The following is a 22,045-nucleotide window of genomic DNA, read 5'->3' on the forward strand; positions in this document are numbered from 1 at the left end:
ATGAAGACGCTCGGACACTGGCTCACCTCCCCCCTGCGGCGTACGGCCGTGGCCGCCCTCGCAGGCGCGCTGCCCGTGGCGGCCTTCCCGGGGCCGGCCCTGTGGTGGTGGGCGTATCTCGCGCTCGTCCCCTGGATTCTGCTCATCCGCTCCGCGCCGACGTTCCGGCGGGCCGCGTACGACGGCTGGAGCGGCGGGTTCGGATTCATGCTGGCCATGCACCACTGGCTGCTGCCGGACCTGCATGTGTTCACGCTCGTCATCGCCGCGCTGCTGGGCGGCCTGTGGGCGCCGTGGGGCTGGCTGGTGCGCCGGTTCCTGTCGGACGACGGCGTCCCCGCCCGGGGCCGGGTGCTGTGCGCGCTCCTCGTCCTGCCCTCCGGCTGGCTGGCCGTCGAACTCGTCCGTTCCTGGCAGGCGCTCGGCGGGCCGTGGGGCATGCTCGGGGCCAGCCAGTGGCAGGTGGAGCCGGCCTTGCGGCTCGCCTCGGTCGGCGGGGTGTGGCTGCTCAGCTTCCTGGTGGTGGCGGTCAACGTGGCGGCGGCCGTGCTGGTCGCACTGCCCGCGTCCCGGGCCCCGGCCGTCGCCGGGCTCGTGGCCACCGCCGCCACCGCCTCGGCCGCGTGGGTGTGGGCGCCGCACCCCGACGGCGAGGGGCAGGCCCGGATCGCGGTCGTGCAACCGGGGGTGATCGACGGGCCCGACCTTCGTTTCGACCGCGAGGAGCAGTTGACCCGCCGGTTGATCGGGCAGGACGTCGATCTGATCGTCTGGGGCGAGAGCAGTGTCGGGTACGACCTCGTCGAACGGCCCGATCTCGCCGAGCGGCTCGCGACGCTGTCCCGGGCCACCGGCGCGGACATCCTCGTCAACGTGGACGCCCGCCGCTCCGACCGGCCCGGCATCTACAAGAGCTCGATCCTCGTCGGCCCGGCCGGTCCCACCGGCGACCGGTACGACAAGATGCGGCTGGTGCCGTTCGGCGAGTACATACCGGCCCGTTCCCTGCTGGGCTGGGCCACGTCCGTCGGCGAGGCCGCCGGTGAGGACCGGCGGCGCGGCGCCGGACAGGTCGTGATGCACGCCGGCCCCGGGCTGCGCGTGGGGCCGATGGTGTGCTTCGAGACGGCGTTCCCCGATATGAGCCGTCGCCTCGCCGAGGACGGCGCGGACGTCGTCGTCGCCCAGTCGTCGACCTCGTCGTTCCAGCACAGTTGGGCGCCCGCGCAGCACGCCTCGCTGGGCGCGCTGCGCGCCGCCGAGACGGGGCGGCCCTTCGTCCATGCGACCCTCACCGGCGTTTCGGCGGTGTACGACGCGAGCGGTCGGCGCGTCGGCTCCTGGCTGGGCACGGGGGCGAGCACGACGGCCGTCTACGAGGTCCCGCTCGCCGGCGGCGTCACCCCGTACGTGCGGTACGGGGACTGGCCGGTCCATCTGGCCCTGCTGGTGCTCGCGGCCATGGCGCTCTCGGAGGGCGCGCGCAGGGTCAGGCTGCGGCGGACCGCTGCTGCACCGCTCGGACCACCCGCTCGCACAGCTCATGAGTCGCCAGCGCGTCCCGGGCGCTGAGCACCCTGCCCGCGCGCACGGCGTCGAGGAACGCGTACACCGCCTGCTCGATGCCGCGCTGGCGGGCCACCGGGACCCAGTCGCCGCGGCGGCGCACGGTCGGCTGCCCCTTGTGGTCGACGACCTCGGCGAGATTGACCACCTGCCGCTTGGTGTCCTGCCCGGACACCTCCAGGATCTCCTCGTTCGAACCGCTGAGCCGGTTCATCACGCCCAGCGCGGTGAAGCCCTCGCCGGCCAGCTGGAGGACCACGTGGTGCAGCAGTCCGCCCTCGGCGCGGGCGCGAACGGTCACGTCGTCGACCGCGCCGGGCACCAGGAAGCGCAGTGTGTCGACGACGTGGATGAAGTCGTCGAGGACCATCGTGCGCGGCTCCTCGGGCAGCCCGATCCGGTTCTTCTGCATGAGGATCAGCTCACGCGGATGGTCGGCGCACTGTGCGTAGCCGGGCGCGAATCGCCGGTTGAAGCCGACGGCGAGAGACGTGCCGCGCTCCTCCGCGAGTTCCACGAGCCTTTCGGAGTCGGCGAGTTCGTAGGCGAGGGGCTTGTCGACGTATGTCGCGACGCCCGCCTCCAGCAGCCGGGCGACGATCTCGGGGTGGGCGGCGGTCGGCGCGTGCACGAAGGCCGCGTCCAGGCCGGCGGCGAGGAGCGTGTCGAGGTCGCGGTGACGTTGCTCGTGGGGCACGCGGAGGGTGTCGGCGACCCGGTCGAGGGTGGCCGGGGTGCGGGTCTGCAGGTGGAGCTCGATCCCCGGCGTCGCGCCCAGCACCGGCAGATACGCCTTCTGCGCGATGTCTCCGAGTCCGATGCAGCCGACCTTCACGGGAGCTCCTTCACTGCTTGCCTGCCTGCACGGCAGCATACGACCCCGCCTCGGACGCCTGGCCGCAGGTCGGTGAACGGGGTGACTTGGCCGACCGAGGTGAGGTGGACGACCATACGTGGATGACGACGCAGCGCACCGAACCCGCCCAGAACGCCGACGAACGCACCATGCTGGAAGGCTGGCTCGACTACCACCGGCAGACGCTCGCGTGGAAGTGCGAGGGCCTCAGCGACGCACAGCTGCGCACCGCGTCGGCGCCGCCGTCCGAACTGTCCCTCATGGGTCTCGTGCGGCACATGGCCGAGGTGGAGCGCGGCTGGTTCCGCAAGGTCCTGGTGGGCGACGACCCCGGTCCTGTCTACTACAGCGAGGACGATCCCGACGGCGAGTTCCACCTCACCGAGCAGGACACCTGGGACCGGGCCCACGCCGTCTGGCAGGCCGAGATCGAGGTGGCGCGGCAGAACGCGGCCGGCGTCGCGCTCGACGACCTCTCCCGCGGGAAGAGCAGGTCCACCGACGAGCCGTTCAGCCTGCGATGGATCTACACGCACATGATCGAGGAGTACGCCCGGCACAACGGCCACGCCGACCTGCTCCGCGAGCGGCTCGACGGCGCCACGGGGGAATGACCGTCAGCACGGGCGGCCGAGCTCCCTCTCAAGGGGCGCGAGATCACCCGTGCGGGGCAACCTGCGCCCGTCCGCTGTCGCCCGGGCGGCCGGAACGACCAGAGTTGCGCGGGTGCATCGATCGACGACGACCACCGCGACGCTTCTGGCCGCCATGGCCTTCTCGGCGCTGTCCGGATGCGTGAGCGTCCAGCATCCGGCCGCGCCCGGTCCGGCGGCGGCCCCGTCCCGGCCGCCCGTGCCCGAGCCGGACGGCCGGGCCGGGACGCAGGTCGTGCAGGCGCCTGCCCGTGAGGCTCTGGAGATGGCCGGGCCGCCCCGCGAACCGGAGTCGTCCGCCCCGTCGGCCGCGCGACCGCGCACGGCTGCGGGCGGACCGGCGGCCGGCTCCCTTTCCCGCCCGCACGCGCGGCCGGACCGACCGGAGCGTCCGCGGCGCGCACAGCCTCGCGTCGAGATCCCGGACGTGGCGGCCGAGGTGCGCGGCAACGCCGAAGTCTGCGCACTCGGCGAGACGTACGGAGGCTGGCGGGGAGACAGTCCCGAGGCGGTGATCTGCGAGGAGGCCTACGGCCGGTGACCCGGGAGGGCCGGTTCCGGCGGGCGACCGAGGTGGGCCGGTCACGGGGGCGACCGAGGTGAGCCGCTACGGGGGCGACTGAAATGAGCCCACCCTCCGGAGGAGGGTCAGGGGGCGGTGATGTCCCAGTCGCCCCGCCCCTCCCCCAGCCTCAGCTCCATTCTGCTGATCGCCGCCCGCACGCCGTCCCCGTAGCTGTCGTCGGCCAGGGCCACGGCCGCCCTGCGCGCCCTGCGGACATGGGTGCGGGCGGCCTCGGCGCGGCCCAGCTTGACGTAGTCCGCCGCAAGGTTGAGATGCAGCGACGGGTACAGCGCGCGGGCTCCGGCCGACCCCGCGTGCTCCTCCGCCGCCGTGAGCGCCCTCAGATCCCAGGCGAGTTCGTCCAACGGGTCGTCGTGGGTGTCGGCCAGGTAGTGGGCGAGGGTGCAGCGGTGCAGCGGATCGCCGCCCTCACCGAGCTCCGTCCACAGGTCGAGCAGCCGGCTGCGGGCCTCCTCGCGGTCTCCCCCGTGGTGCAGCATCACGACCTGCCCGATCCGTGTCAGCACGGCATCCGGCGCCGTCTGCCCCTGTCGCTCCGCCACCACGGCCTCCTTGCGTCGTTGCGACGACGCTAGCCGCAGGGTGCGGCAAACCCGGTCAGGCGGCACCGGGCCGGTCCTTGGAGGAACCGGCCCGGCGGCCGACGGGCATCTTGGCGGCCGGCGGGGCGGTCAGGCCGGGCGGGTGGTCAGGCCGGGCAGGTGGTCAGGCCGGGCGGGTGGTCAGGCCAGGTTCGGGATCGTCCAGTCGATCGGTTCGTGGCCCTGCTGGGCCACCGCCTCGTTGATCTGGGTGAACGGGCTGGAACCGAAGAACTTCTTGGCCGAGAGCGGCGAGGGGTGCGCGCCCTTGACGACGATGTGCCGCGTCTCGTCGATGAGCGGGAGCTTCTTCTGCGCGTAGTTGCCCCACAGCACGAAGACGGCCGGGTCGGGCCGGTCGGCCACAGCGCGGATCACCGCGTCGGTGAACTTCTCCCAACCCTTGCCCTTGTGCGAGTTCGCCTCGCCGGAGCGGACCGTGAGGACCGCGTTGAGCAGCAGGACGCCCTGCTGCGCCCACGGCATCAGATAGCCGTTGTCGGGGATCGGCGTGCCGAGCTCCTGCTGCATCTCCTTGTAGATGTTCCGCAGGGACGGCGGGGTCTTCACCCCGGGACGCACCGAGAAGCACAGGCCGTGCCCCTGGCCCTCGCCGTGGTACGGGTCCTGGCCGAGGACGAGCACCTTCACGCTGTCGTACGGCGTCGCCTCGAGCGCGGCGAAAACCTCCTCGCGCGGCGGGTAGACGGGGCCGTTCGCCCGCTCCTCCTCGACGAACTCCGTCAGCTCCTTGAAGTAGGGCTTCTGCAGTTCGTCGCCCAGAACCCCGCGCCAGGACCCGGGCAGCATGGCGGTGTCGGTCACGTCAACGTCCTTCGTCGTGCGGTCATTTCCTCAGACCACAGAACCTACAGGCGACCACTGACAGCGTGACCGGAGCCGTCCCGACGGTGCGGCCTACCAGCTGGTCTTCCGCGACAGCTCCCACACCATCATGATCGTCGACGGGTCGAGGGCCCGCTCGCCGCCCGAGACGTCCTCGGACGAGGCGATGTACTGCTTGCCCTGCCACAGCGGCAGCAGCCGGGCGTCCCTGACGAGGATCTGCTGGGCCTCCTCGAAGTCCTTCGTCACGTTGGCACGGTCGCTCACCTCGCGGGAGCGGGGCAGCAGCACCTGGGTGATCTCCCTCGCCGGGTAGGGCGTGCCGAGCGCGTTCTGCTCGCCGACGAAGGGGGCGATGAAGTTGTCGGCGTCCGGGAAGTCCGGGGCCCAGCCTCGCCCGAAGACCGGGTACTCGCCCTTCTGGTAGCCGAGCACATAGCTGTTCCAGGGGCGGTTCTTCAGGGTGACGGAGAACAGGCCGGAGGCGTCCAGCTGGCTCTTGAGCTCCTTGAACTCCAGGGCGGTGTCGGAGCCGTAGCGGTCGGAGGTGTACCAGAACGTGAGCGGGACGGTCTCGTTGATCCCCGCTTCCTTGAGGATCTGGCGCGCCTTCTTGGCGTCGGGGTCGCCGAAGGAGTCGAAGAAGCCGGTGGTGTGGCCGGTCAGACCGGCCGGGACCATGGAGTACAGCGGGTCGACGGTGTCCTTGTAGACCTTGTGCGCGATGGCGGCCCGGTCGACGACCTGGGCGATCGCACGGCGCACGGCCAGCTTGTTCGACCAGGGGTCCTTGGGGTTGAACACCAGGTAGTTGATGTTGCTGCCGGCGGCCTCGATGAGCTGCAGGCCCTCGTTGACGTCGCCCTTGCGCCCGAGGTCGATGATGTCGTCGGCGGCGAGACCCTGGTAGGTGATGTCGATGTCCTTGGCGCGCAGGGCCTTGACCATCTTCCCGGAGTCCTGGAAGTAGCGGATGGTCACCGCGTCGTTCTTGCGCTCGGCGAAGCCCTTGTAGTTGTCGTTGCGCACCAGCACGGCCTGCTTGCCCTCTTCGTAGGACTGCAGCCGGTACGGCCCGGAGCCGACGATGCCGTCGTCCTTGCGCAGGGACTTCGCGGGGTAGTCGTCGGGGTCGACGATCGACATGCCGGGGGTGGCGAGCACGAAGGGGAAGGTGGCGTCGGCCTTGTTCAGCCGGAAGAGCACCTCGCGCTCGCCGTTCGCCTGGACGCTATCCAGGGTGCCGAGCAGCCCGTTGGGCCCGGTGCTCGCGTTGATCGCCCTGATCCGGTCGATCGAGTACTTGACGGCCTTCGCATCGAGCGTGTCGCCGTTGGAGAACTTGAGGCCCTCGCGCAGCTCGCACTTGTAGGTGCGGTTCGTGCTGTCCGTGAAGGCGCACTCGGCGGCGTCCGTCTGGGGCGTCGTCGCTCCGGTGGGATAGCTCAGCAGCGTCTGGTAGATGTTGCGGAACAGCTCCCAGGAGCCGTCCCAGGCCGCGGCAGGGTCCAGCGTGCTGGGCGCGCTGGTGGTGCCCACGACGATCGGTCCGGCATCGTCGGAGCTCTCCTCTCCCAGGAGGCTGCACCCGGCCACCAGGGATATGGACACGATTGCCGCCATTTGCTGCACGGATCGGTTCCGGTTGAACACGCGCACGCTCCTCGATCTGCCATGCCAAGGGTTGGCAGACCATACCGCAGCGCCGGACGGCCTGAACCCGCGGCGGTGGAGCGTTCTTGATCACTCCGGGTATGACTACGTTGTCATTCCCGTGTGCGGCGTCTCTGCGTGGACACGGGCGCCGTTTCCGTAAGGGGAAATCGGCGCCCGTGGCGATGCCGGTCCGGCCCACGCCGGCCGGCGGACCGGCCTGGTCAGCCCACGCCGGCGTTGAGGAAGATGCCCCCGTCGACGACGAGTGTCTGGCCGGTGATCCAGTCCGACTGGTCGGAGGTGAGGAACGCGGCAGTGCCGCCGATGTCGGAGGGCACTCCGAGCCGGGCCAGCGGATAGGCGGCCGCCGCCTCCGCCTCGCGGCCCTCGTACAGGGCCTGGGCGAACTTGGTCTTCACCACGGCCGGGGCGATCGCGTTGACCCGCACACGCGGCGCGTACTCGTGCGCCAGCTGGACGGTCAGGTTGATCATGGCGGCCTTGCTGATGCCGTAGGCGCCGATGAAGGGCGAGGCCGAGAGCCCGGCGACGGAGGCGATGTTGACGATCGCGCCGCCGTTGTCCTTCTGCCAGGCGTGCCAGGTCCGCTGGGCGAAGCCGAGGGCGGAGACCACGTTGGTCTCGAAGACCTTGCGGGCCACGTTCAGGTCGAGGTCGGCGATCGGCCCGAACACCGGGTTCGTGCCGGCGTTGTTGACCAGGAAGTCGATCCGGCCGAAGGCGGCCATGGTGCGCTCGACGGCGGCCGCCTGGTGCTCCTCGTCGTGCGCCTTGCCGGCGACGGCGATGACCCGGTCGGCGCCGAGCTGCTCGACGGCCTCCTTGAGGGCGTCCTCGCCCCGGCCGGTGATGCAGACCCGGTCGCCGCGGGCGACGAGCGCCTCGGCGACGCCGTAGCCGATGCCGCGGCTGGCGCCGGTGACGAGGGCGACCTTGCCGGAGAGTGCGGGCAGTTCAGTCATGTCGGTGATCCCCAGGTGTCCCTAGTGGGCGTTAGTCGAGCGGTCCGCCGGCGACGTACAGCACCTGGCCGGAGACGAAGCCCGCGGCCTCGTTCGTGAAGAAGGCGATCGCGTTGGCGATGTCGTCGGGCTCGCCGACGCGCGCGACCGGGATCTGGGTGGCGGCCGCGGCCTTGAACTCCTCGAAGCCCATGCCGACGCGCGCGGCCGTCGCGGCCGTCATGTCGGTGGCGATGAAGCCGGGGGCGACGGCGTTGGCGGTGATGCCGAACTTGCCGAGCTCGATGGCGAGGGTCTTGGTGAAGCCCTGCAGACCGGCCTTGGCGGCGGAGTAGTTGGCCTGGCCGCGATTGCCGAGCGCCGAGGACGACGACAGGTTGACGACACGGCCGAAGCCCGCGTCGACCATGTGCTTCTGAACGGCCTTCGTCATCAGGAACGAGCCGCGCAGGTGCACGTTCAGGACGGTGTCCCAGTCGGCGACGCTCATCTTGAACAGCAGGTTGTCGCGGAGCACGCCCGCGTTGTTGACGAGGATCGTGGGCGCGCCGAGCTCGTCGACGATCCGCGCGATCGCCGCTTCGACCTGGGCCTCGTCGGAGACGTCGGCGCCGATCGCGACGGCCTTGCCGCCCGCCGCGGTGATCTTCTCCACGGTGTCCTTGCAGGCGGCCTCGTCGAGATCGACGACGGCGACCGCGCGGCCCTCGGCGGCCAGCCGTACGGCGGTGGCGGCTCCGATGCCGCGCGCCGCGCCCGTGACCACAGCGACCCGCTGCTCAGTGGTGGACATTGCTGGTTCTCCTCGCCCTTGAGAAAGCCTGATGCGCCCGGGTGCCGGGCGCCGGATGCGCCCTGATGGTGAGCGACCGCTTAGTACCTTCGGCAGACGTGACGCTAGAAGCCCTGGCACCCGGTGTCAACGCCACACGACGCCGGTGTGATCCATTACCTCACCAGCAGCTCCAGGAGCCGCTCCGTCTCGGCGGCCGGATCGGCCGTGAGCCCGGTGTGCACGGGGCCCGGCTGGACGATCGTCGAGCGCGGCGCGATCAGCCAGCGAAAGCGCCGCCCGGCGTCGTCGCCGGCCGCCTGCCCGGCCGACGCGCCGCCGGCGCAGACGCCCTCGACGGCCCGCAGCGCGGCCCGCACGCCGGGCACGTCCGCGCCGGGGTCCAGGGCCAGCAGCCTGGCCTCGTCCAGATGGGTGCGGGCGCCCACGTAGTCCCGGCCGCGGCAGTAGACCAGCACGCCCGCGTTGATGCACTCGCCGCGCTCGACGCGCGGCACGACCCGCAGCAGCGCGTACTCGAAGACGTCCCGGTCGCCGCCCTGGCCGGGCCGGATGATGTGGCGGTCGGTCACTTGATCCCCTCGATGCGTTCGTGGACGTCGGCGGCGCGCGCGAGGAGGGGCGCCGCATAGGCGCGCCGGAGCGCGTCCGGAGTGTCGAAGCCGGGCTCGTCCGTCAGCCAGACCTCCGGGATCTGCGCGGTGACCTCGGCGAGGAGGTCGGCGGTGACCAGGGGCGCGAGCTCTGCCGCCGCGGCCCGGACGTCCGGGCCGAACGGGGCGAGAACGTGGTCGCCGGCGTCGTAGGGGCGGGCCGCGGAGGTCTCGGCGGTGGGCCAGTTGTGCTGCCAGATCATGGTGGCCCCGTGGTCGACGAGCCACAGGTCGCCGCGGTGCATCAGGAGGTTGGGGTTGCGCCACGACCGGTCGACGTTGTTCACGAGCGCGTCGAACCAGACGACACGGCCGGCCTCCTCGGCGCTCACCGCGAAGGCGAGGGGGTCGAAGCCGAGGGCTCCGGAGAGGAAGTCCATGCCGAGGTTGGTCCCGCCGCTGGACTTCAGCAACTCCTGTACCTGCTGGTCGGGTTCGCCGAGCCCGAGCAGCACGTCGAGGGCGACCGTCACCAGGCGGGGGGCCCGCAGGCCCAGGCGGCGGGCCAGCTCCCCGCAGACGACCTCGGCGACGAGCGTCTTGCGGCCCTGGCCGGCGCCGGTGAACTTCATGACGTACAGGCCGAGGTCGTCGGCCTCGACGAGTCCCGGCAGGGAGCCGCCCTCCCGCAGGGGCGTGACATAGCGGGTCGCGGTGACTTCCTTGAGCATCGCCCCAGGTTACTGGGCCTGGCACGTTCCGCGGCCGACAGCTGGACGACAGCTCTGGCTTACGCCGTACTCATGTCGAACGGGTCAATATCTCGACACTGTCCGGACTTGGCGGGGGCACTGAACAAGGGGCGTCCGCCGCTCGTACCTCTCGGCAGATCCACGCACCCCTCTGGAAGGGACCCCCCAGCATGACCAGCGCATCGATCAAGTCCGCGTCGGGGCCTGCCCGCCGTGCCGTCGTGGCCGCCGCGGGAGCCGCGGGGCTCTCCGTCGCGCTGACCGCGTGCGGAGGCTCCGACGACGACTCGTCGAGCACGTCGTCGTCCGGCACGTCGGGTTCCACCGGTTCCACCGGTTCCACCGGCAGCAGCGAGGCCGCGAGCACGGGCGGCACCGGCGGCGGGGACAACGCCGGGGCCGGCGCGGCGCTCGCGAAGACCGCCGACATACCCGAGGGCGGCGGGAAGGTCTTCGAGTCCGAGAAGGTGGTCGTCACCCAGCCGGCGGCGGGCACGTACAAGGCCTTCTCCGCCGTGTGCACCCACGCGGGCTGCGCGGTGAAGTCCATCTCCGACGGCGTCATCAACTGCCCCTGCCACAACAGCAACTTCTCGATCACGGACGGCAGCGTGAAGAGCGGTCCCGCGCAGAAGCCGCTGCCCGAGGTGTCGATCAGCGTCAGCGGCGACTCGATCAGTTTGGCCTGAGTCCCGGCCCCGCCGTGGAGTTTCGCCGGAGGCAGACCAGCACCTCGGCCGTGGTCGCGACCGTGGCGACCAGGGCGAGCGTGTGACGGATCATCGCGGGGGTGTAGTCGGCAGGCACTCCCGCGATGGCGTCCGACGGCACGACGGCCGTGTAACCGCGGTTGACTGCGTCGAACACGGTGTTCGGGATCGCGACGTTGGCGGAGACCCCGGTGACGACCAGGGTGCGGCAGCCAAGGTTGCGCAGCAGTGCGTCGAGGTCGGTGCCCTGGACGGGCGAGAGCCCGTGCAGCCGCCGTACGACGAGGTCCTGTTCGGCGACCTCGATCTCCGGCGCGAGGCGGGTCGCGTCGGTGCCGGTCAGCTGCTGGACCGGGAGGCGTTCGGCCGCGCGGAACAGCCGGGCGTTGCGGTTGGCGCCCCGCCCGTCGGGGCGGCGCTCGGCGACGGCGTGCACGACCTGGACACCGCTCGCCCGGGCCGCCGCCACCAGCCGGGCGATGTTGCCGAGGGCCCCCGACTCCCTTACCGCACGGGCGAGTTGGGGCAGTGCGGCGGCCGGTCCTACGACGCCCTGCTGACACTCCACCGTGATCAGGACGGTGCTCGCGGGGTCGAGGAGGTCGCTGAGCTCTTCGTGCGACGGCATGGGCTCCCCCTGACGTCGGTGTGGGGCGGGCGACAGTAACCGCCATTGCGTGGAGAAGGAAGAAGACCCATCCTTTTCTGACGGAGTTTCAGAAAAGGCAGCACAGGTACGCACAAGAGCAGAATGAGGGGGCCGGATGACCGTCACACAGCGCCGTGGCCGGAAGATCATGATGTCGCCGGGCGAGCTGGACGCGTTCCTCACCGTCCAGCGCACCTGCCGGGTGGCGACCGTGTCCGTCGACGGCGCGCCCCATGTCAGCGCCCTGTGGTTCCTCTGGGACGGCGCCGCACTGTGGCTGTACTCGGTCGTGCGCAGCAAGCGCTGGGCGGACCTGCGCCGCGATCCCCGGGTGGCGATCGTGATCGACACGGGCGAGGAGTACGACGCGCTGCGCGGCGTCGAGCTGTCCGGCGCCGTCGAGTTCGTGGGTGAGATTCCGCGCACCGGCGAGCTGTGCGCCGAACTCGACGCGGTGGAGACGCTGTTCGCGCGCAAGAACTTCGGCCTGGACGCGATGCCGCACGACGGCCGGCACGCGTGGGTGCGCCTGAAGCCGGAGAAGATCGTCTCCTGGGACTTCCGCAAACTGGGCGGCGCGTAGCCGCGTTCGCGCGTTCCCGCCGGCCTGCGACGTCGGGCACGAGCCGGCGGGCCCGGCACGGCCCGTAGCAGCCCGGCGGAGCCCGGCTCTCAGCCGACGGCTTCGCCCGCGGACTTGAGGGCCCGGACCGCCGCTCTGATCGACGGGCGGCGGTCCGCGTCCGCCCGCCAGACCACGTACACATGGCGGCGCACCCGCTGCCGCAACGGGACCGTCACGACGCCCTCGGGCACGGGCCGGCGGCCGAGCACGGGGGCGATGCACACTCCCAGTCCGGCGGCCACCAACCCGAGCTGGGTGTGCGTCTCGGCCGCCCGGTGGCCCACGATCGGCTCGATGCCCCGCGAGCGCAGGGTGAACATCAGCCACTCGTGACAGAACTCGCCCTCGTTCCAGGTGATCCACTCGTCCTCGGCGAACTCACCGAGATCCACCTCGTCCCGGCCGGCGAGGCGGTGGTCGGCCGGCATCGCGACGTCCGCGGGATCGTCCAGGATCGGCGCCTTGACCAGTCCGTCCGGGATCGGCATCGGCTTGTTGTACCAGTCCAGGACGACAGCGAGGTCGAGGTCGCCGCGCACCACGCCGGCGACGCCGCGCTCCGGCTCCAGTTCGCTCGAGCGCAGACGCAGGGCGGGGTGCGCCTTGCGCAGCTCGGCGAGCGCGACGGGGAAGAGTCCACGGGCCGCGGTCGGGAAGGCGGACAACCGCAACTCCCCCGCCACCTGGCCGCGTTGGGCCTCCAGGTCGGACTGGGCGAGCTCCACCTGGGACAGGATCCGGGAGGCGTGGTCGGCGAGCAGCCGGCCCGCGTCCGTCAGCCGCACGCCCCGTCCGTGCTTGGCGAGGAGCTGCTGACCGACCTCGCGCTCGAGTTTGGCCAGCTGCTGGGAGACGGCCGAGGTGGTGATGTGCAGGCCCGTCGCGGCGCCGCTGACCGAGCCGTGCCGGGCGAGGGCGTCGAGGGTCCGCAGGCGCTCCAGGTTCAACATGTAAGCGATGCTACGAGGTATTGCTGGAAAATTCTCGATTGTGCTACGAGATGGCGTCGACGATCGTGGATGCCATGACCACCGCGCCCACCGCATCGACCCCGCCGCCACTCCCTGCACGGACCACCTCGCCGCCGGCCCCCGCGGCGCCCTCTCCCGGGCTGTCCGCCCAAAGCCGCTCCTCGGCCCCCGTCCCGGCCCCCGCTCCGACCCCTGGCCGCCGCGCCCTCGACTGGCGATTGCGGTTCGGCGCGCTGTCCCTGATCTGGGGCTTCAGCTTCCTGCTGATCAAGGTGGGCACCGGGGGCTACGCGCCGTTCCAGGTCACCCTCGGCAGGCTGGCGTTCGGCACGGCGGTGCTGGCGGTCGCGATGGCGGTGAAGCGCGAACGGCTCCCTCGCGGGGCCCGCACCTGGGGGCATCTGACGGTGGCCGCGCTCCTCCTCAACGCGGCGCCCTTCTCCCTCTTCGCGTTCGCGGAGCTGACCATCCCCTCCACCCTGGCCGGCATCTGCAACGCCACGTCGCCGCTGTGGGGGATGGCGCTCTCACTGGTCGCACTGTCGGAGGACCGGCCGACCCGGCTGCGCGTCGCAGGCCTCGGCCTCGGGTTCCTGGGCGTCCTCACGGTGCTGGGCGCCTGGCAGGGATTCGACGGCCTCGACGCCCGCGGCACGGCCCTCGCGCTGCTGGCTTCGCTGAGCTACCCGGTCGGCTGGATCTACCTCCGTCGCACCCTGGCGCACACCGGCTCCTCGGCCCTGTCGATGACCGGGGCCCAGCTGTTCCTGGCCACCCTGCAACTGGCCGTCGTCACACCGCTGTTCACCGATCTCCCGAGCAGCCTCCCGCTCGTCCCGCTGCTCGCGATCGCGGCCCTCGGCGCGCTCGGCACCGGCCTGGCCCTCCTCATCCAGTACGGCCTGGTGACGGAGGTCGGCCCGACGACGGCCCAGATGGTCACCTACTTCATCCCGGTCATCGCCACCGCGGCGGGCGTCTCACTGCTGGGCGAGCCCCTGAGCTGGTCGACGCCGGTGGGCGCGGCGATCGTCCTGGCGGGCGCGGCACTGACCCAGGCGCGGCGGTCCGGTTCCTAGCCGGAGCGGCCGGGCGAGTCGGTGGCGCGCAGCGGCCAGACGCGTCAACAGGGCGCGCCGGCCGGGCAATCGAACGGTCGGGCCGCAGGCTGCCGCAGGCTGCCGCAGGCCCGCGGGGCCGCGGATCCGCGGGCTACCGGAGGGCCGCCAGGCCGCTGGGCCGAGGGCTGCCGGAGGGCTGCGGGACCGCGGGCTGCCGGAGGGCTGCCAGGCCGCTGGGCCGAGGGCTGGCGCAGGGCCGAGGGCTGCGGGCCGCGGGCTACCGGAGGACTGCCAGGCCGCAGGGCCGCGGGCCGCGGGCCGCGGGCTGCTGGAGGACTGCGGGGCCGCGGGCTGCCGCAGGACCGAGGGCTGCCGGATGGCTGCGGGGCCGAGGGCTGCCGGAGGGCCGCAGGGCCGCGGGCTGCCGGAGGGCCCTTTCCGGTCTGCTCGCCTAGACGTAGTTCCGCGTCGCGGAGGGTCCGACCGCCCCGGCGACCAGATCGGCCAGCGTCTCGATCTCCCGCGCGTCCAGCGTCGACACCGTGATGCGGATCCCCGGCGCGGACCCGATCCGGAACCGCGCCCCCGGTGCGACCGCCCACCCGGCGTGCAGCAACCGGGCGACCGCCCCCGTCTCGTCCGGCACAGGGACCCACACGTTCATCCCGCTGCGCCCGCGCGCCTCGACGCCCCGCGCGGTCAGCGCGGCGATCAGCGCGTCGCGCCTGACGCCGTACGCCCGGGCCACCGCGCTCACGTCCACCGCGCCGTCGGCCCACAGGCGCAGTACCGCCCGCTGCGTGATCCGGCTGACCCAGCCAGGCCCGAGCCGCTGCCGTCCGCGCATCCGGTCCAGGGTGACGTCGTCCCCGGTGAGGACGGCGAATCGCAGGTCCGGGCCGTAGGCCTTGGCGGACGAGCGCACGAAGGCCCAGTGCCGGGTGACGCCCGCCAGGGGGTGCAGGGGGAGGTCGACGATCCGGTGACCGTGATCGTCCTCGATCAGCAGGGTGTCCGGGTGGTCCCGCAGCACGGTGCGCAGGGCACGCGCGCGTGCGGCGCCGATCGCCGCGCCGGTCGGGTTCTGCGCCCGGTCGGTGACGACCAGGGCGCGCGCCCCGGCCCCGAGTGCGCGGCGCACGTCGTCGGGCAGCGGTCCGTCGTCGTCGAGGCCGACCGGGACCGTGCGCAGCCCGAGCGCGGGCACGAGGTCGAGGAGGGAGCCCCAGCCGGGATCCTCGACGGCCACGCTGTCGCCCGGCCTGAGGTGCGCGGCCAGAACGCGTTCGATCGCGTCCAGCGAGCCGGAGGTCACGGCCACCGGACCGGCCGCCACTCCGTCCGCGTCGAGATCGGTGCGGGCCAGCCTCTCCAGCTCGGGTTCGACCGGCGCATGCCCGTACAGGACAGGCTCCCGGTCGCCCTGCGCGGCGGCCCAGGCGAACGCCGGCGCCAGCGGCGGCAGCAGCGTCGTGTCGGGATTGCCCGCCGCCGCGTCCCGCACTCCCGACGGCACCTCCAGCCGGACGAACTCGCGGCCGGTGGTGGCGGGCTTCGACCGCACCCGGCTGCCCCGGCGCCCGTCCGTCTCGATCACCCCGCGCTCCCGCAAGGTGCGATAGGCGGCTGCGACGGTGTTCGGGTTCACTCCCAGCTCTGATGCCAACTCCCTCATCGGAGGCAACAGTTGCCCCGGCGGGAGCTCACCCGTGCGCACCGCCGCCTCGACGCTCGCGGAAATCTCGGCTGCACGCCGGCCTTTGATCCGATACTCTCCTAGCACAAACATCATTATGCACTAGTGCAATGGAGAGCGCCATGCAGGGGACCCCGCAGACGACGACACCGGCCGCCGCCTACACCCCCACCGACCGCACGGTCCCCACCCGGTCCGCACAGAAGGCCTCCTACGACAAGGACCTGGTGCACGCGATACTCGACGAGGGCTACGTCTGCCATCTCGGCTTCGTCCGCGACGGCGCGCCCGTCGTGCTGCCGACGCTCTACGGCCGGGTCGGCGAGACGCTCTACGTGCACGGTTCGACGGGTTCGCGCCCCCTGCGGATGACCGGACAGGCGGACCCGGGGCTGCCGGTGTGCCTGACGGTGACGCACGTCGACGGGCTGGTCCTGGCCCGCTCCGCCTTCCACCACTCGATCAACTACCGCTCGGTCGTGGTGCACGGCGTCGCCCACGACGTGACGGACCCGGCGGAGAAGCTGGCCGCGCTCGACGCCCTCGTCGACCACGTCGTCCCGGGCCGGGCCGCCGACTCCCGTCCCGCCGACCGGAAGGAACTGGCGGCGACCGCGGTGATCCGGCTCGACCTGAACGAGGTCTCGGCCAAGACCCGCACCGGCGGGGTGAACGACGAGCCGGAGGACCTCGCCCTCCCCCACTGGGCCGGCGTGCTGCCGCTGCGCAAGGGCTACGACGCGCCCGTCCCGGAGGCCGACCTGGCGCCCGGCACCGCGTTCCCCGACTACCTCGCGACCCGGTGATGCTCGTCCACCCCTGGGACGCGCCCCACGACGACGCCGAGTGGCAGGACTGGCTGTCCGCCCACGACTTCGGGCAGCTCGCCGTCAACGGCCCGCCGGGCGAACCCCCCTTCGTGCAACCCCTGCACTTCGCCTACGACCCGGCCGAGGGCGACGTCGTCGCCCACCTCGCCCGGCCAACCCCCTCTGGCCCGCCCTGGAGGCGAACCCGACGGTGACCCTGAGCGTGGTGGACGACTACGTGTTCGTGCCCGGCCCGTGGCAGGCCCCGCCGGGCGCCCCCGCCGAGCACGGCACCCCGACGAGCTTCTACGCGGCGGTGCAACTGCGGTGCACGGCGGACATCGTGGACGAACCCGCCGCGAAGGCGGACCTGCTCGCCCGTCAGGTGGCGCACTTCCAGCCCGAGGGCGGCTCCGCGCGACCCACCGTGGGCGAGGCCCCGTACGGCCGTCTGCTCCCGGGCATCCGCGGGATCCGGCTCCACGTCACCGACGTCCGGGCGAAGTTCAAGTACGCGGCGCACCGCCCGCCCGAGACCCAGGACCGCATCGTCGAGGGGCTGACCGCCCGTGACGCCCCCGGCGACGCCGCGGCCCGCGCCCACCTGCTGCGCCGCCGGGGGTGACACCGTCGCGCCGCCCGCACCTCAGCCGCGCGCCCCCCGCACCTCGGCCAGGGCGAGGCCGGTGACGGAGGCCAGCATCAGCAGGGTGCCGGCGAGCGTTGTGGCCGTGAGGCGTTCGCCGAGGAGCACGACGGCCAGCACCGCCGCGCTCACCGGCTCGAGCAGCATGATCACGGAGACCGTGGCGGAGCGTACGACGGCCGCGCCCGCGAAATAGAGGGCGTAGGCGAGGGCCGTGGGAACCGCCGCGATGTACGCCAGCAGAAGCAGCACCCCGACGGGGTCGGCGCTGTGCGGCAGCAGCCCTTCGGCCAGGGCGAACGGCAACAGGCACACAGCGGTGACCGCGAACGCCCCCACGGCGCCGGCGAAGGCGTCCGCGCCGCCGTCTCGCCCCCACCGGCGGGTGAGCAGCGTCATCGCGCTGTACCCGGCCGCGGACACCAGCGCGAACCCGACGCCGCGCGGGTCCACGGACGTGCCGCCGCCGCCCGCGAACAGCACGCCGAGCCCGGCGAGCGCCCCCGTGACGGCGAGCGCTCCGCCGCGGCCGAGTCGCTCCCCCAGCGTCAGCCGTGCGCCGAGCGCGATGAGGACGGGCCCCGCCCCGAGGGTGACGACGGTGGCCACGGCCAGTCCGGTGGCGGAGACGGCCGCGAAGTACGCCGTCTGGAAGACCGCGAGGCCGACCCCTGTGACCGCCGTCCGCAGGGCCTTGCGGCGCACCGGCTCGGGCATCGGCACGCTACCGCTGAGAGCCGGGGCCGCCGGGGCGGACACGAGGGCCTTGGCCACCCGGGCGGGCACGAAGGACTCGGTCACCGGGGCGGACCGGGCGCGCCGCCGCAGCAGCGGGCGGGCGACCGACAGCAGGGCCAGCCCGGCGGCGCAGCGCCAGAACGACAGCGCGACGGCGCCCAGATCGCTGATCCGGTAGACCAGGGACGCGGCAGCGCCGGCCGTGCCCCAGGCCGCGCCCGCGACGATCAGATAGAGCAGCGCCCGTGCGACGGGCAGGGAGACGACGGCGGAGCCGCCGGAAGAAGACACAGAGGAAGACACACTCGAGGAGGACACGCGTTCTCTCCGCACAGAAGTTCGGGAAAGGGCCGCCGCAGGGCAGCGGACCTCGGACTTCGTCTGCGGGCAGCACCGTTCCGCCCGGCAGCGCGTGCCGGGCGTGGTTCACCGGAGGGCCCGCGTCAGCAGGCCGGAGGCGGAAGAACGCGCGCGTCGAGAGGCATGATCGAAACCCTAGGTCGCCGTCCCCCGGGCGGACAACTCCCTTTCCGGACCGCCGGAGGCCACCGGCTCCGCGGAACCCTTCGCGGGCGCGGACGACTGCGCGATGAACGCCCCGAGCAGCACCACCGCCCCGCCGACGATCTGCGGCGCCGAGAGGTGCTCGCCGAGCAGTACCCACGCCAGCACGGTGGCGATGACCGCCTCGAGGCAGGCCACGACCCCGGCGACCTGCGGGGACAGCCGGCGCACCGAGACCACGCCGGTGACGTACGCGACGACGGTCGCGATGAGCACGATCCAGCCGAGCAGCAGCCAGGCGGGGACCTCGGCGCCGTTCATGCCGGCGGACTGTCCGAGCACGGACCAGTCCATGCCCCACGGCCTGGTGACGACGGTGAGCACGACGGCGCCGACGAGGAGTCCGTAGGCGATGACGCCCAGCGGGTCGGGAGCGTCGTCGCCCGAGTCGCCGCCCTGGTCGGACAGGACGAAGTAGCCGACCTGGCAGCAGGCGGCCGCGAGGGCGAGCAGCAGTCCGAGGGCGTCGAAGCCCAGACCGGACCAGACCTCGACGACGCAGGCCAGGCCGCCGACCGCGAGGACCACCCCGAGCGCCGCGGCGCGCGTCACCGGCCGCCGCTGCACGAACCGCACCCAGCCCAGCACGAGGGCGGGCGCGAGGTACTCGACGAGCAGCGCGACGCCGACGGGGATGCGCGATATCGCGGCGAAGTAGAACGCCTGCACTCCGGCCACACCGAGCAGTCCGAACCCGGCGAGCAACGCGGGCCGGCTGCGCAGCAGCGCACGATGGCGCACGGCCAGGGGCAGCATGACGAGGGCCGCGCCGGTCACCCGCAGCCACACCACGTGCAGCGGGTCGAGGCCCGCCTCGATCAACGGCTTGGCCGCCACCCCGGACCCGCCGAAGGCGATGGCCGACGCGACCGCCAGACCGAGCCCGACGCCCTTGCCGCGGTCGCCCTGATTGCTCACAGAGGTACGCACCGGCCCATGATGACAGGGGACGACATGACCGTCATCCCCGATGACTCCTGTCTCGACCGTCGGACGAGCACTGCTCCACGCCGCGAGGGGGCGACCGGGCGACGGCGAAACGGTAACCGGGCGTCACGGTTACCGGGCGTCACGGTTACCGGGCGGGGCCGGTCGACCGTCGGAACGGTTGCCGACCGAGCCCGTCAGCGGGCGAGCCGGTCAGCGGGTGGGGTCGCCGCCCCCGGCGCATGTCCCGCACCCTCGGGGGCCCGCCGCCTTGCGCCGTCCTCCCAGAGGACAGCGTGCCCGGGGACAGCGTGCCCGGGGACAGCGTGCTCAGGGAGAGCGTCCGCGATCCGCTTCCGCAGCTCATAGGCGTCGACGCCGGCGTGGGTCAGGACCTCGACGGCTCGCGCCTTCGGGTCCGCGACGATCGCCGCGAGCAGATCGACGCCGCGGGCAGGCTCGCCGTCACGCCCGGCCGCCCCCGCGCGCGCGTGCTCCAGCGCGGCCGCAGCGAGCGGGGAGAGGCCGTCGGCGGGGGCGAGGTCCGGCGCCTCATCGGAGTCCTCGACGGCCGACGGGCCGGACGGCCCTCCTCCAGGCCCACCTGCGGCGGTCAGGACCGGGACGGCGGGCAGCGCGCCGGAGTCCTCGACGCCGCCCTGCCACCGCAGGCCGTAGCCGATGCTGCGCTGGACGAGGTAGCCGAGCAGCCGGGCGAGCTGAGGTCCGCCGTCGAAGGCGGCGCGCACCTCGGGGTCGTGTTCCAGGAGAGAGTGCAGCAGATGAGCGGTGTCGATCTGCCGGTCTCCGTCGCGCAGCGCCCGGCGGCGAGCGGACGCCAGCGCCGCGGCGGGCTCAGCGCCCAGCCCGGGTTCGCCGCCCGTGGCGTGCGCCGTCAGATCGCGCGAGGACTGCCGTGGGATACGGGGTTGCACACCCCCCACCCCATCAGTCCCGCCCGGGTGCCGTCATCCCCGAGGGGAACCATCTTCCCCTCCCACACAGAGCGGAGCAGAGCCGTCGGCATCTCCTCCCTACGGATGAGATCAGGCCGGCCCTCCGCCGGGAGCGCGCGCCGCCTTGCCGACCGAGCCGGACGGCGACGACGACGAGGACGGACCACCCCGCTCCCCCATTTCTGACAGTTCGTCAGTATTGAATGTTGGCGGCCGTGGAGTTACGTTCCGCGCACCGCAGCTCGAGTCGCCGGCCGGCCCGAGTCGCCCGACACGAAGAGGTGGTCGCATGGCCGAAGTCAGCGCGGAGGCACGCATCCAGGCACCGGCGGAGAAGGTGTGGGCCCAGCTCACCGACTGGCCGGCGTACGGGGAGTGGAACGCGACCCACACCAACTTCCCCGAGGGCGGCCCGGCAGCCCTCGAACTGGGCGCGACCTTCCAGGAGAACATGAAGCTCATGGGCTTTCCGGCCGAGGTCGAGTGGACCGTGGCGGAGCTGGAGCCGGCGCGGGTGCTCGCCATCCGCGGCAAGGGCCCGATGGCCGTGTCGGTGGCCACCCGCTACACCCTCACCCCGGACGGGGACGCGACGACGGTCCGTATCGACGGGGAGTTCACGGGCGCGGCCGTGTCGCTGATGGCGGGCAGGCTCAAGGACTCGGGGACGGCCGCCCTCAACGAGTCGCTGCGCAAGCTGGGCGGCCTGGTGACCTGACCTCCGCGGGATGGGAGGAACCGACGGCCCGCACGGACAGATCCGTTCAGTGAGGCCCCGCACAGGGAGCCGCACGGCGCACGAAGGCGCCCCGCGGACGGTTCCGCGGGGCGCCCTCCCGTGCCGGGTGCCGCTCAGTCCTCGTCGGCGAGGATCAGGTACAGCTTCTTGCGGGCGTCGTTGATGACGGCGAGCGCCTTCTCCCGCTGCTCCTTGCTGCCGGTCTTCCAGACCTGACCGAAGGCCTCCATCAGCCCGAAGCCGGCCTGACGGATCTCGCCGAGGGCTTCCCAGTCGACCCCACGCGTAGCCTCCTCCCAGGGAGCCTCCGGACCCTCCTCGGCCGCCGTGCGGCCTTCCTCGGTGAGCGAGAACAGCTTTTTGCCGCCGTCGCTCTGACTGCTGATCAGGCCTTCGTCCTCCAGCAGCTGCAGGGTCGGGTACACCGAGCCGGGGCTGGGCTTCCACGCGCCGCCGCTGCGTTCGGCGATCTCCTGGATCATCTCGTAGCCGTGCATGGGCCGGTCCTTGAGCAGGGCCAGGATCGAGGCCCGTACGTCACCTCGCCGCGCCCGGCCCCTGGGGCCGCCCCGCCCTCGTCCACCCCAGGGGCCGCCGAAGCCCGGGCCGAAGCCGGGACCGCCGGGACCGAAGCCCGGGCCGCCGGGGCCACCCGGACCGAAGGGCCCGAAGGCCGCTCGCTCTCCGCCGAAACCACCGCGGCCGCGCCGGGGGCCCTGACCATGTCCACGCTCGAATCCGTGGGTACGCATCGCAAACCACTCCTTCATTCCATCGTTGATCTGTCGCGATGCTTCAACGATATATCGGAATAGCTCGCCTGACAAGACCCGCCCGGGTGATCGACCTCGACCCGCCTCGCCTCGCCTCAGATGGTTCGTCGCGGGGCGCCCGCCGCCAGGAGCGGCTCTCGCAGGCCCTCACGCCGTGGACGCCAAGCGGCCCGACCGGGCCGAACGCCGCCGCGTCGGGCACCCCCCACCCGCCCGCCTCACCCACGCCCACCGGGGCGACCGAGTGGCCGAAAATCTTGATTTCTCTGGACCCTCGCGCAGTTGATCTGGTCTGCTGCCGGGGCTTCGAACGGGA

At 72.6% G+C, this 22,045-nt stretch carries 23 protein-coding genes and 1 pseudogene; 9 read left to right on the forward strand and 15 right to left on the reverse strand.

Annotated elements, in window-relative coordinates:
• A complete protein-coding gene (gene lnt, locus ACN6LD_RS06835) occupies positions 1 to 1,572 on the forward strand; it encodes an apolipoprotein N-acyltransferase (protein WP_445042689.1) in 1,572 nt (523 codons plus the stop codon).
• Here lnt and ACN6LD_RS06840 read toward each other — a convergent pair.
• Entirely contained in the window at positions 1,490 to 2,401 is a 912-nt protein-coding gene (locus ACN6LD_RS06840; RefSeq protein WP_319193593.1) for a Gfo/Idh/MocA family protein, read from the reverse strand. The genes lnt and ACN6LD_RS06840 overlap by 83 nt on opposite strands.
• 122 nt (positions 2,402 to 2,523) lie before the next feature.
• Between ACN6LD_RS06840 and ACN6LD_RS06845 the strand changes: the two genes are divergently transcribed.
• Both ACN6LD_RS06845 and ACN6LD_RS06850 read left to right on the forward strand, forming a co-directional pair.
• On the forward strand, positions 2,524 to 3,036 hold the full coding sequence (locus ACN6LD_RS06845; protein WP_445042690.1) for a DinB family protein: 513 nt from the start codon (positions 2,524 to 2,526) through the stop codon (positions 3,034 to 3,036).
• A gap of 112 nt (positions 3,037 to 3,148) precedes the next feature.
• Positions 3,149 to 3,616, forward strand: coding sequence for a hypothetical protein (locus ACN6LD_RS06850; RefSeq protein ID WP_445042691.1), 468 nt, complete (start codon positions 3,149 to 3,151; stop codon positions 3,614 to 3,616).
• Positions 3,617 to 3,723: 107 nt separating this feature from the next.
• On the opposite strand, the gene ACN6LD_RS06855 is transcribed toward ACN6LD_RS06850, so the two are convergent.
• The 7 genes from ACN6LD_RS06855 to ACN6LD_RS06885 form a co-directional block, all read right to left on the reverse strand.
• Positions 3,724 to 4,203, reverse strand: coding sequence for a hypothetical protein (locus tag ACN6LD_RS06855; protein WP_319193590.1), 480 nt, complete (start codon positions 4,201 to 4,203; stop codon positions 3,724 to 3,726).
• Between the two features lie 180 nt (positions 4,204 to 4,383).
• Positions 4,384 to 5,067 (reverse strand): uracil-DNA glycosylase, encoded by a 684-nt coding sequence (locus tag ACN6LD_RS06860; protein ID WP_319193588.1) that lies wholly within the window; start codon positions 5,065 to 5,067, stop codon positions 4,384 to 4,386.
• Between the two features lie 93 nt (positions 5,068 to 5,160).
• Entirely contained in the window at positions 5,161 to 6,711 is a 1,551-nt protein-coding gene (locus tag ACN6LD_RS06865) for an ABC transporter substrate-binding protein (RefSeq protein WP_319193586.1), read from the reverse strand.
• A gap of 254 nt (positions 6,712 to 6,965) precedes the next feature.
• A complete protein-coding gene (locus ACN6LD_RS06870; RefSeq protein WP_319193585.1) occupies positions 6,966 to 7,727 on the reverse strand; it encodes an SDR family oxidoreductase in 762 nt (253 codons plus the stop codon).
• Between the two features lie 31 nt (positions 7,728 to 7,758).
• On the reverse strand, positions 7,759 to 8,520 hold the full coding sequence (gene fabG, locus ACN6LD_RS06875) for a 3-oxoacyl-ACP reductase FabG (RefSeq protein WP_319193584.1): 762 nt from the start codon (positions 8,518 to 8,520) through the stop codon (positions 7,759 to 7,761).
• 155 nt (positions 8,521 to 8,675) lie between these two features.
• Positions 8,676 to 9,092 carry a DUF3037 domain-containing protein gene (locus tag ACN6LD_RS06880; protein ID WP_319193582.1) on the reverse strand — a complete coding sequence of 139 codons (417 nt, stop codon included), beginning with the start codon at positions 9,090 to 9,092 and terminating at the stop codon, positions 8,676 to 8,678.
• Entirely contained in the window at positions 9,089 to 9,844 is a 756-nt protein-coding gene (locus ACN6LD_RS06885) for a HipA family kinase (RefSeq protein ID WP_319193581.1), read from the reverse strand. The genes ACN6LD_RS06880 and ACN6LD_RS06885 overlap by 4 nt, the downstream gene beginning before the upstream one ends.
• Before the next feature lie 191 nt (positions 9,845 to 10,035).
• On the opposite strand from ACN6LD_RS06885, the gene ACN6LD_RS06890 reads away from it, so the two are divergent.
• The gene (locus ACN6LD_RS06890; protein ID WP_319193580.1) at positions 10,036 to 10,554 is read left to right on the forward strand and encodes a Rieske (2Fe-2S) protein; all 519 of its coding nucleotides are present in this window, start codon (positions 10,036 to 10,038) and stop codon (positions 10,552 to 10,554) included.
• On the opposite strand, the gene ACN6LD_RS06895 is transcribed toward ACN6LD_RS06890, so the two are convergent.
• Positions 10,541 to 11,203, reverse strand: coding sequence for a cysteine hydrolase family protein (locus ACN6LD_RS06895; protein WP_319193578.1), 663 nt, complete (start codon positions 11,201 to 11,203; stop codon positions 10,541 to 10,543). The genes ACN6LD_RS06890 and ACN6LD_RS06895 overlap by 14 nt on opposite strands.
• A 136-nt stretch (positions 11,204 to 11,339) precedes the next feature.
• Between ACN6LD_RS06895 and ACN6LD_RS06900 the strand changes: the two genes are divergently transcribed.
• Positions 11,340 to 11,807 (forward strand): pyridoxamine 5'-phosphate oxidase family protein, encoded by a 468-nt coding sequence (locus ACN6LD_RS06900; protein WP_319171401.1) that lies wholly within the window; start codon positions 11,340 to 11,342, stop codon positions 11,805 to 11,807.
• A gap of 89 nt (positions 11,808 to 11,896) precedes the next feature.
• On the opposite strand, the gene ACN6LD_RS06905 is transcribed toward ACN6LD_RS06900, so the two are convergent.
• A complete protein-coding gene (locus ACN6LD_RS06905) occupies positions 11,897 to 12,799 on the reverse strand; it encodes a LysR family transcriptional regulator (RefSeq protein WP_319193576.1) in 903 nt (300 codons plus the stop codon).
• 38 nt (positions 12,800 to 12,837) lie between these two features.
• On the opposite strand from ACN6LD_RS06905, the gene ACN6LD_RS06910 reads away from it, so the two are divergent.
• Positions 12,838 to 13,899, forward strand: a complete 1,062-nt coding sequence (locus tag ACN6LD_RS06910; protein ID WP_445042692.1) for a DMT family transporter — start codon at positions 12,838 to 12,840, stop codon at positions 13,897 to 13,899.
• Positions 13,900 to 14,332: 433 nt separating this feature from the next.
• Here the strand turns inward: ACN6LD_RS06910 and ACN6LD_RS06915 are convergent, their stop codons facing one another.
• Positions 14,333 to 15,664 carry an aminotransferase class I/II-fold pyridoxal phosphate-dependent enzyme gene (locus ACN6LD_RS06915; protein ID WP_445042693.1) on the reverse strand — a complete coding sequence of 444 codons (1,332 nt, stop codon included), beginning with the start codon at positions 15,662 to 15,664 and terminating at the stop codon, positions 14,333 to 14,335.
• Between the two features lie 35 nt (positions 15,665 to 15,699).
• Here ACN6LD_RS06915 and ACN6LD_RS06920 point away from each other — a divergent pair, with 35 nt between their 5' ends.
• Both ACN6LD_RS06920 and ACN6LD_RS06925 read left to right on the forward strand, forming a co-directional pair.
• Positions 15,700 to 16,383 (forward strand): pyridoxamine 5'-phosphate oxidase family protein, encoded by a 684-nt coding sequence (locus ACN6LD_RS06920; RefSeq protein ID WP_319192899.1) that lies wholly within the window; start codon positions 15,700 to 15,702, stop codon positions 16,381 to 16,383.
• A pseudogene (locus ACN6LD_RS06925) lies at positions 16,383 to 17,011 on the forward strand (FMN-binding negative transcriptional regulator). Before ACN6LD_RS06920 ends, ACN6LD_RS06925 begins: the two are co-directional and overlap by 1 nt.
• Before the next feature lie 21 nt (positions 17,012 to 17,032).
• Here ACN6LD_RS06925 and ACN6LD_RS06930 read toward each other — a convergent pair.
• The 3 genes from ACN6LD_RS06930 to ACN6LD_RS06940 all read right to left on the reverse strand — a co-directional run bounded on the left by ACN6LD_RS06930 (position 17,033) and on the right by ACN6LD_RS06940 (position 20,196).
• The gene (locus ACN6LD_RS06930) at positions 17,033 to 18,061 is read right to left on the reverse strand and encodes a DMT family transporter (RefSeq protein ID WP_445042694.1); all 1,029 of its coding nucleotides are present in this window, start codon (positions 18,059 to 18,061) and stop codon (positions 17,033 to 17,035) included.
• 204 nt (positions 18,062 to 18,265) lie between these two features.
• A complete protein-coding gene (locus ACN6LD_RS06935; protein ID WP_319192902.1) occupies positions 18,266 to 19,264 on the reverse strand; it encodes an EamA family transporter in 999 nt (332 codons plus the stop codon).
• A gap of 194 nt (positions 19,265 to 19,458) precedes the next feature.
• Entirely contained in the window at positions 19,459 to 20,196 is a 738-nt protein-coding gene (locus tag ACN6LD_RS06940; RefSeq protein WP_445042695.1) for a Clp protease N-terminal domain-containing protein, read from the reverse strand.
• Between the two features lie 310 nt (positions 20,197 to 20,506).
• On the opposite strand from ACN6LD_RS06940, the gene ACN6LD_RS06945 reads away from it, so the two are divergent.
• On the forward strand, positions 20,507 to 20,935 hold the full coding sequence (locus ACN6LD_RS06945) for a type II toxin-antitoxin system Rv0910 family toxin (protein WP_057580617.1): 429 nt from the start codon (positions 20,507 to 20,509) through the stop codon (positions 20,933 to 20,935).
• Positions 20,936 to 21,069: 134 nt separating this feature from the next.
• Here the strand turns inward: ACN6LD_RS06945 and ACN6LD_RS06950 are convergent, their stop codons facing one another.
• Positions 21,070 to 21,708, reverse strand: a complete 639-nt coding sequence (locus ACN6LD_RS06950) for a PadR family transcriptional regulator (protein WP_319192907.1) — start codon at positions 21,706 to 21,708, stop codon at positions 21,070 to 21,072.
• Positions 21,709 to 22,045 lie beyond the last annotated feature (337 nt).

It is taken from the genome of Streptomyces sp. SAS_272 (assembly GCF_052543235.1).